This is a genomic window from Aeromonas sp. HMWF015, assembly GCF_963878965.1.
Lineage (GTDB): Bacteria > Pseudomonadota > Gammaproteobacteria > Enterobacterales > Aeromonadaceae > Aeromonas > Aeromonas veronii.
Window position 1 is genome coordinate 1 of record NZ_CAWNZT010000445.1, and the last position, 3,923, is coordinate 3,923.

4 protein-coding genes are annotated in these 3,923 nt (G+C 56.0%); 2 read left to right on the plus strand and 2 right to left on the minus strand.

The features are described 5' to 3' along the window. The first annotated feature begins 140 nt into the window (after positions 1–140). Positions 141–452 carry a DUF485 domain-containing protein gene (locus tag AACS18_RS22865; RefSeq protein ID WP_108613397.1) on the plus strand — a complete coding sequence of 104 codons (312 nt, stop codon included), beginning with the start codon at positions 141–143 and terminating at the stop codon, positions 450–452. Beyond that, on the plus strand, positions 449–2,101 hold the full coding sequence (locus tag AACS18_RS22870; RefSeq protein ID WP_108613398.1) for a cation acetate symporter: 1,653 nt from the start codon (positions 449–451) through the stop codon (positions 2,099–2,101). The genes AACS18_RS22865 and AACS18_RS22870 overlap by 4 nt, the downstream gene beginning before the upstream one ends. A gap of 669 nt (positions 2,102–2,770) precedes the next feature. On the opposite strand, the gene AACS18_RS22875 is transcribed toward AACS18_RS22870, so the two are convergent. Continuing rightward, positions 2,771–2,977 (minus strand): hypothetical protein, encoded by a 207-nt coding sequence (locus tag AACS18_RS22875; RefSeq protein ID WP_069528836.1) that lies wholly within the window; start codon positions 2,975–2,977, stop codon positions 2,771–2,773. Positions 2,978–3,038: 61 nt separating this feature from the next. Beyond that, positions 3,039–3,923, minus strand: an 885-nt coding sequence (locus tag AACS18_RS22880; RefSeq protein WP_308810811.1) for an LPD38 domain-containing protein, incomplete at its 5' end; no start/stop codon positions are given.

The window sequence follows — 3,923 nt, forward strand, 5'->3', positions numbered from 1 at the left end:
CCTGCGGCTCGCCGCTCACTTATCCCAAAGTCTAATTGTCGAGAGATAACATTTAATTCACATTTTGATTACATGAGCAGATTGCCTGCTCGTCGGGGTTACCCCATCCACCGCTGACACTCATGTCATGGAGAACTGCAATGGAACAGCAAAGCTATCTGAGGATCCAGCAAGATCCCAACTTCCAGGAGCTGGTCGCCAAGCGCCAGCGTTTTGCCTGGGCCCTCTCGGCTCTGATGCTGGGACTCTACCTGGCGTTTATTCTGCTCATCGCCTTTGCCCCCGGTTGGCTCGGCACCCCGCTCAGCGACAGTACCACCGTCACCCGTGGCATTCCGGTCGGGGTGGGACTGATCCTCTCCTCCTTCGTGTTGACCGGCGTCTATGTCTTTCGCGCCAACGGCGAGTTTGATGAACTGAACCAGAAGATCCTCAAAGGGGTGCAATCATGAAAGGCAAGTTGCTGCTGTTGACCTCACTGGCCTCCTCTCCCCTGCTGGCGGCCGATGCAATCTCTGGCGCCGTGGAGCGTCAGCCCCTTAATGTCGCCGCCATCGTGATGTTTCTGGTGTTTGTGGCCGCTACCCTGTTCATCACCTACTGGGCCTCCAAGCGCAACCGCTCGGCTTCCGACTACTATGCTGCCGGTGGCCGTATCACCGGCTTCCAGAACGGTCTGGCCATCGCCGGTGACTATATGTCCGCCGCCTCCTTCCTCGGGATCTCCGCGCTGGTCTACACCTCCGGCTACGATGGCCTGATTTACTCCATCGGTTTTCTGGTGGGCTGGCCCATCATTCTGTTCCTGATCGCCGAACGGCTGCGCAACCTCGGCAAATACACCTTCGCCGATGTCGCCTCCTATCGTCTGAAACAGACTGAAGTGCGCACCCTCTCCGCCTGCGGTTCGCTGGTGGTGGTCGCCCTCTACCTGATCGCCCAGATGGTCGGTGCCGGCAAACTGATCGAGCTGCTGTTTGGCCTGCAATACCATGTGGCCGTGGTGCTGGTCGGTATCCTGATGGTGCTCTACGTGCTGTTTGGCGGCATGCTGGCCACCACCTGGGTGCAGATCATCAAGGCAGTGATGCTGCTCTCCGGTGCGTCCTTCATGGCCATCATGGTCATGAAATCGGTCAACTTCGACATCGGCGCCCTGTTTAGCGAAGCGGTCAAAGTGCACGAGAAAGGCTCCGCCATCATGAGCCCGGGCGGGCTGGTCTCCGACCCCATCTCCGCCATCTCGCTCGGTCTGGCATTGATGTTCGGTACCGCCGGCCTGCCCCACATCCTGATGCGCTTCTTCACTGTGAGCGATGCCAAAGAGGCGCGTAAATCGGTGTTCTACGCCACTGGCTTTATCGGTTACTTCTACATTCTCACCTTCATCATCGGTTTTGGCGCCATCCTGCTGGTGAGCACCAATCCGGCCTTCAAGGACGCCACCGGCGCCCTGCTGGGCGGCACCAACATGGCAGCCGTCCACCTGGCTGATGCAGTGGGTGGAAGTCTGTTCCTCGGCTTCATCTCTGCCGTGGCATTTGCCACCATTCTAGCGGTAGTCGCCGGATTGACCCTGGCCGGTGCCTCTGCGGTCTCCCATGACCTCTATGCCAGTGTGTTGAAGAAGGGCAAGGCCAACGAGACCGATGAACTGCGCGTCTCCAAGATGACGACTCTGGTGCTGGGTGTGGTTGCCATTGGTCTGGGGATCCTGTTCGAGAAGCAGAACATCGCCTTCATGGTCGGTCTGGCCTTCTCCATCGCCGCCAGCTGCAACTTCCCGGTACTGTTCCTCTCCATGTTCTGGTCACGCCTGACCACCCGTGGCGCCGTCTACGGTGGCTGGCTGGGACTGGTGAGCGCCGTAACCCTGATGATCCTGGGCCCAACCGTGTGGGTGAAAGTGCTGGGCCATGCCCAAGCTATCTTCCCCTACGAATACCCTGCCCTCTTCTCCATGGGGTTGGCCTTCATCGGGATCTGGTTCTTCTCCATCACCGACAGCTCCCAGAACGCCGCCGACGAGCATGCCAAGTTCATGCCGCAGTTCGTTCGCTCCCAAACCGGGCTGGGGGCCTCTGGCGCCACCTCCCACTAACAGATCAAGTTCATCCTTCCAAGCCGGCTTCGCGCCGGCTTTTTTATTGCCCATCAATCGGCTGCACGCCCCACTTGCCCCGATCAAGATCACACTTCTCGCTAAAACTTTCGGGGGATCTGTGCCATAATGCGCGCCATTTGACAGACCAATCGGGACACATATCTTGTTAAGTAGCAACAACACTATTATGTAAGCTTAACTCGCCTGTAAGCCGCGCCATGCCTGTGATTTACCTGAATTTTTACACATCGCGATAGTCCCATTCTCCCCCCTTTATCCCGCAATTTCCCTCTCGTTTTGCCCCAAAATTGCCCCAAGAATGACCCACATTTACGGTGTACAAAAACCCGCCAATGGCGGGTTGAGTTAAGGGTTGTCACACTTCCTGTCTCATAGCCTCTTCACGAAGCCTTGCCAGATAAAGCGAGATCGTATGAGCTTCCTGAGGTGCCAGATCCAAACTCTCAAGATACCTCTCGAGCTCCTCCAGTATTGATTCCATGCAGTAGTCTCCCGCTTTTGCCCTCCGTCCTTACGGCCGTAGGAAACCGAACAAAGGCATAGCAAGAGGAAAATCTAACATCTTGAGGAAACACTGAGGACAGCACTCGAAGCTATCGAAAGGACAATGGAAATTGTTGCTTAAGGCAGGTATAAGCCCGCAGCCTAGCGGAATATTGAAATCAACAAGGTGAGCCCAAACCCCAACAAACAGAGAAAGAACATCCACGCCATGAAGGTTTCCAGGCTTTCTCTGTTGGATTTGCTGAAGCACCAGCACCCGAGAGCTGCCGGTATCAGGGCAATCGTGAAACTGAAACTTGCCGCTTTCAGTGCGACAGCCATACAAATGATGGCCAGTAACAACCACATGGCAAACCCTCCTTTGGAATAGGTCAGCCTAATCCCGGCGTTTCCAATCTGAACAGAGCCGCTATTCCCATAAAGGCCGATTCTTATTGACCGCTTGGTATGCCAAGTCATTGCGTCGAGCCAAGAGCTCATCAATCCGCCGGCGCTTCTGCTCTGCATCCAAGGTCTTGTCCCTCTGAATGAGCTCTATCTTGTTCCGGACAACCCGGATCTTCTGCTGCGTCCGCCCGAGGCTCTGCCGGGACTTCAGCACTTCACCATGTGTTGCCTGGAGCGTGTTTGCTGCTTCAATCCGCCCTTCCCTGCGGTATTGGTCAATGGTTCGCTTGAGCTGATTGACCTCGTTCAGCATCTGGTAGAACTCTTCTAAATGCTGCGTGGATTTTGCCGGCCCAGTCCCTCGATAGATTGCTTTCAGTAAAGGGATTTCGTCTGCCCGCCAAGCAGCTGACTCACCAGGCTGGGTTGTTCGGATTAAACCATCTGCTGCAGCCATGACGTAGCTGCCCATCGTGCCGGTGTAACCAATAACCAGATGCTCAAGCTGCTTGGGCGAGAAGCCAGACAGCTCGCCAAGCTCGCGCATCAGCAAACTGGTTTGCTCGTTGTAGCGTGCCTCTGCAATCAGGTTTAGATCTTGTGGCCCGTCGATAGGCCCACCCCGGAAGGTGTCATAGTTGAATGCGGCCTCTACAAGAGGCTTCACTATTTGAGGGGTTGGGTTGAGCGCGAAGGTATCCCCGATGGCTCGGGCAACCGCTTTGCCAAATTGGGCCCCGGTGTCCTTGTCGCCCATGGCACGCACCATGCGCTCTGGGATGGTCCCGAACAACACGCCGATCTCAAAGGGCTTGGGAATACGCCAATGCTGATCACCGATAAAGAAGTGCCAGTTCGCATCTTTGTCCCAGTCAGGTACCTCCTCATAACGTTCGTCATCCCAGTT

What these genes read in the sequence shown, in the direction of transcription:
- AACS18_RS22865 (WP_108613397.1), top strand. Translation starts at nt 141, where the DNA reads ATGGAACAGCAAAGCTATCTGAGGATCCAGCAAGATCCCAACTTCCAG.
- AACS18_RS22870 (WP_108613398.1), top strand. Translation starts at nt 449, where the DNA reads ATGAAAGGCAAGTTGCTGCTGTTGACCTCACTGGCCTCCTCTCCCCTG.
- AACS18_RS22875 (WP_069528836.1), bottom strand. Translation starts at nt 2,977, where the DNA reads ATGTGGTTGTTACTGGCCATCATTTGTATGGCTGTCGCACTGAAAGCG.